Source organism: Bacillus sp. S4 (assembly GCF_040838205.1).
Taxonomy (GTDB): Bacteria; Bacillota; Bacilli; order Bacillales; family Bacillaceae_G; genus Bacillus_A; species Bacillus_A cereus_U.
In genome coordinates this window covers 1-5,099 of record NZ_JBFPJI010000242.1, presented here as the reverse complement: position 1 = coordinate 5,099, position 5,099 = coordinate 1, and the positions used below count along the sequence as shown (strand labels likewise).

The window sequence follows — 5,099 nt, the reverse complement described above, 5'->3', positions numbered from 1 at the left end:
GAGATGTCGTCGAACGCTATCTCTAATTGGTTAATTTGTGAGATTTTTTTGTGAAGGAGCTTATTTTATAAGAATAGAATTTAAGTTAATAAGAGATCGTGCCTATGGTAGTGAAAAAATATGGGTTAGGGGGATTTGAAAATGAGGAAACTCAAAAGAGTAAATGTTCCTAATATACCAGAGCAACTATCACAGCCTAACGACAATCGAACTATAAATAAGAAGAAGTTAAGGCGTTTTATTTTCATGTTCATTTTTATTGCTGCGACTACTTTGTACGTTCAATATATTTTAACGAAACAACAAGAAGTAATTAATGGTAAAAAAAATACAATAACAAATCAAAAGAAACAATTAGTTTCTTTAAAGAAAGATCAAGGTTCTTTAAAGAATAACATCGAGAATTTGACGGATAATGAAGAAGAAATTTTAAAGTTTGCGAGAAAAGAGTATCAATTTTCTAAGTCAAACGAAACAATATTCGTATTGCCAAAGTGAAGTGGTGGAACAGTTAGCAATAGCTAACTGTTTTTTGATGTATGAGGGGAAAAGGTGTTTGTAGTGTGAATGTCATGGTACAAGGAGCAATGACATATTGTAAAAATGAGAAGTTTGAGCCATTTTTAATTGTTTTAAGAGATTTCCATAATTATGGAATATATGTCAAAATAAATATTGTTAAAATTCTGTCAATTGTATATAATACAAGGTAAGCGGATACATTTTTTGATCAACGTTGAGTTAACAGCTTATACGTCTGTTAAGAAAACCGTTATCCTCGTATAAGAAAGGAAGATAGCTGTGTACGCTTCAAATACAATTTACGTCGTAGGGGATGCGAAAGCACCTCAAAATAATCCCATTACCGAAAAGTTCAAAAGTTATTTTGTAGCATTTGTACTTGAGAAGGATACAGGGAAAATTGTAGATGCAGATTGCTCAGCGACAATTGCATTAACATCTCAATTTGTTAAATATTTGTTTCTACATAAAAATATTAATGACCCAGCATTAGTAACAGAAATAAAAAATCGATACTTCGGTTCGTCTCAAAAGGCGCTACTTGTAGCGCTAAAGGATGCACAGAAAAAATATAATCAGATTGCTGCTTTGTCTACCCATTCATAGACAAAATCCAGCCGTAAGAATCTTCTTATGGCTGGATTTTTTTGTTTCGCATTAACGGGCAGAATAAAGTCTCCCGTGTATTAAAGTATCACTCTATAAACAACGAAAGGATGAACAAAATGAAAATTACCGATGTGAAGGTAAACCGCCGACATGTAAAGCTTCATACACCGTTTAAAACAGCGCTTCGTACTGTAACGGAAATCGAAAGTATAGATGTGTTTATTCATACAGATGAAGGAATTGTTGGAAGAGGAGCTGCTGCAGCAACGCCGGTTATTACAGGTGATTTTGCCAACGGGATGGAGGAAGCAATATTAGGACCAATTCGTTCTGTATTAGTTGAAAAAGATGTACTGCAATTTCAAGCGTTATTGTTACACATTCAAATGAGTTGTATAGGAAATACAAGTGCGAAAGCGGCGGTAGATATGGCTTTATACGATGTGTATTGTCAATTGCACAACATACCGTTATACGCATTACTAGGTGGAAAGAAAGAGATTTATACTGATATTACAGTAAGTGTGGATGAACCTTTATTAATGGCAAAAGAAGCAGAAAAGCATATCGAAAAGGGATTCCAAACATTAAAAATTAAGGTGGGTAAAGAGGCACATTTAGATTTGGAACGCATAGAGGCAATTCGAAATGTGGTTCCAAAGAATACGACGTTACGTTTAGATGCAAATCAAGGATGGAAACCGAAAGAAGCGGTTTCTATTATTAGAGAAATGGAGAATAGAAATTTAAATATAGAATTTGTAGAACAACCAGTTCATGCGAAAGATTGGGATGGATTAAAGTACGTGAAGGACAATGTACAAACGCCTATTATGGCAGATGAAAGTATGTTTTCGGCAAGCGACGCATTAAAGATTGTCCAAGGAGGATATGCAGACCTACTTAATATTAAATTAATGAAATGCGGTGGTATTCGAGAAGCCTGGAAAATTGCAGATATTGCGGAAGCAGCAGGTGTGAAATGTATGGTTGGAAGTATGATGGAATCTTCACTTTCAGTTAGCGCTGTTGCACATTTAGCTGTGGCTCATCCGAACATTCATTACTTTGATCTTGATGCACCGTTATGGTTAGTAGAAGAGCCAGAAGGAATGACTTACACTGGTCCAAAGGTAAACCTGCATTCTGTAGTGAATATACAATCTTAGAAGGAGTACCTAGTAAACTATCTTTTAAGGAGGATATATTATGAAAAAAGTGGGGACTGCATTATTAACGACATTATTCATTTTTTCATCTTTCACATCGGCAAATGCCGAAGAGAAAAAAGATAAGAAAGCATTTATTGATGTGGCAGCTGCGACGTTATGGACCGCACCAGATTCGCTTCGGCCAATCGATGCACCGAGTGCAACAAATCCAGTTGATTTGTGGAAGTGGACGAAATCAATGACGCTTGATGAGAAGCTTTGGTTAACGAGTGCAAATAAATTAGAAACGCAAGCGCTACTCGGTCAAGAGGTAACGGTTGTTGATAAGAAAGGTGACTGGGTGAAAGTATTAGTCCATGGTCAGCCAACACCACGAAACGAAGTAGGTTACCCGGGATGGATGCCCGAAAAACAATTAACGTATAATCAGGAATTTGCAGATAAAACAAACGAACCTTTTGTATTAGTAACGAAACCGACAGCAATTGTATATATTAACCCTTCTGAAAAACATAAATCACTAGAAGTAAGTTATAATACGCGATTACCACTTTTGAGTGAAGATGCTATTTCGTACCGCGTACTATTACCAAATGGTCAGAAGGCGTGGCTACGGAAAAATGATGGAACTGTTTACCATTCTCAAAATGATATTCCGACTCCAACAGCTGATGATTTAATAAACACCGGCAAGATGTTTTTAGGCTTACCGTATATATGGGCTGGTACAAGTGGGTTTGGTTTTGATTGCTCTGGATTTACACATACGATTTATAAATCACATGGCATTACCATACCGAGGGATTCTGGGCCACAATCAAAAGCAGGAATTGCGGTTGATAAAGAAAACCTACAAAAGGGCGATTTAATATTCTTTGCACATAATCAAGGAAAAGGTAGTGTTCATCACGTTGGAATGTATATTGGTGATGGAAATATGATTCACTCTCCAAAAGCTGAAAGATCGGTAGAAATTATACCGCTAAATACACCAGGATATATAGAAGAATACGCTGGTTCTCGTCGTTACTTACCTTAAAAAATAGAGGGGGTTTTGAAATGAAAAAGGTAGTTCGCTATTCATTAGTTAGTACTCTATTAGTTTCTTCATTTTTAGTTGGCTGTGCAAAAGAAAAAACAACTACAAAGCCGAAAGATGAGAAGAAAGTATTACAGCTACTAGAAACGGGTGAAATTCCATCATTAAATTCAGGGAAAGTAACAGACGCCGTATCGTTTAACGTTTTGAATAATGTAATGGAAGGGTTATTCCGTTTATCGAAAAATGATGAAGTGATCCAGGCTGGGACACAGAAATATGAAGTGAGTAAAGATGGAAAGACATATACATTCCACTTGCGAGATGCGAAATGGTCTAACGGTGATCCAGTAACAGCTCATGATTACGTATATGCTTGGAAGCAACTTATTAATCCAGATACAGCCTCTCAATATGCATATATTGCGTACGATGTGAAAAATGCGGAAAAGATAAATAAGAAACAATTAGGATTAGAAGAATTAGGTGTGAAAGCAAAAGATGATAAAACGTTTGTTGTGGAATTAGAACATCCAGTACCGTATTTTACAAAACTACTTATTTTACCGTCGTTCTATCCAATTAATGAAAAGTTTGCGAAAGAGCAAGGTGATAAATACGGTTTAGAGGCAAATAAAGCGGTGTATAATGGGCCGTTTACGTTGTCGGAGTGGAAGCACGAAGCAAGTTTTACAATGAAGAAAAACGATAAATATTGGGATAAAAAAGAAGTGAAGTTAGATGAAGTAAACTATCAAGTTGTTAAAGAAATTTCAACGGCGGTAAATTTATATGAAACAGATAAAGTTGATAGAGCTGTCATTTCTACAGAATTCGTAGATAAATATAAAAATAATAAAGAACTGAAACAATATACAGATCCGGTTATGTATTTCTTCCGTTTCAATGAAAATGTACCGATTCTTAAAAATAAAAACGCACGTCTTGCACTTAGCACAGTTTTTGATAAGAAGGGACTTGCGACTTCATTTTTAAATGATGGATCGGTAGCTGCGAACTACTACGTTCCGAAAGGATTTTTAAAGGGCCCAGATAAGAAAGATTTTAGAGATACGGCTGGAGAGTTTAATAAGACGAACGTAAAACAGGCGAAGGAATATTGGGAAAAAGCAAAGCAAGAGACGGGAACAAATGAAGTAACGTTAGAATTCTTAAACTATGACTTAGAAAACTTTAAAAAAGTAGGAGAGTATATTAAAGAAGAGCTTGAGAAAAACTTACCAGGGCTAAAAGTAAATGTGAAATTACAACCCCATACTCAAAAACTAGCGCTAGAGAAGAAAAAAGAATATGAAATGTCGTTATCACGCTGGTTACCTGATTATCCAGATCCAATGACTTACTTAGAAGTATTCCTTTCGGGAAGTACTGTCAATAATACAGGATATGCAAATCCAGAATATGATGCGTTAATTAAAAAGATTAAAACAGAATTAGGTAATGATGAAAAAGCTCGTTGGAAGGCATTGCAAGATGCGGAAAAAATGCTCCTTGATGATGCGGTAATTGCACCGGTATTCCAGCGCGGACTATCTTACTTACAAAAACCATACGTGAAAGATTTATATGTACATCAATTTGGCCCAGCGACAAGCTTGAAATGGGCAGACATACAAAAGTAAAGAAAGAGGAAAAACAGACTTCACGTATGTGATAGTCTGTTTTTTCTTATAGCTTCCAATGAATTATAGACATTTTATATATTTTTTCACTGTTTAAAAATAAAATTATTACTA

The 5,099-nt window shown here is 35.6% G+C and carries 5 protein-coding genes; all 5 read left to right on the top strand.

What is annotated here, in order from left to right; genetic code table 11:
* Positions 1-141 precede the first annotated feature (141 nt).
* The 5 genes from AB3X48_RS17505 (at position 142) to AB3X48_RS17485 (ending at position 4,985) form a co-directional block, all read left to right on the top strand.
* On the top strand, positions 142-498 hold the full coding sequence (locus tag AB3X48_RS17505) for an FtsB family cell division protein (protein WP_016105109.1): 357 nt from the start codon (positions 142-144) through the stop codon (positions 496-498).
* Between the two features lie 303 nt (positions 499-801).
* On the top strand, positions 802-1,128 hold the full coding sequence (locus AB3X48_RS17500) for a DUF3870 domain-containing protein (RefSeq protein WP_016105108.1): 327 nt from the start codon (positions 802-804) through the stop codon (positions 1,126-1,128).
* A gap of 110 nt (positions 1,129-1,238) precedes the next feature.
* Positions 1,239-2,300: a dipeptide epimerase gene (locus AB3X48_RS17495; RefSeq protein ID WP_367959767.1), complete on the top strand. Its 1,062-nt coding sequence runs from the start codon at positions 1,239-1,241 to the stop codon at positions 2,298-2,300.
* Positions 2,301-2,340: 40 nt separating this feature from the next.
* Positions 2,341-3,342: a C40 family peptidase gene (locus tag AB3X48_RS17490; RefSeq protein ID WP_016105106.1), complete on the top strand. Its 1,002-nt coding sequence runs from the start codon at positions 2,341-2,343 to the stop codon at positions 3,340-3,342.
* A 20-nt stretch (positions 3,343-3,362) separates the two neighbouring features.
* Positions 3,363-4,985, top strand: coding sequence for a peptide ABC transporter substrate-binding protein (locus tag AB3X48_RS17485; RefSeq protein WP_088099140.1), 1,623 nt, complete (start codon positions 3,363-3,365; stop codon positions 4,983-4,985).
* Positions 4,986-5,099 lie beyond the last annotated feature (114 nt).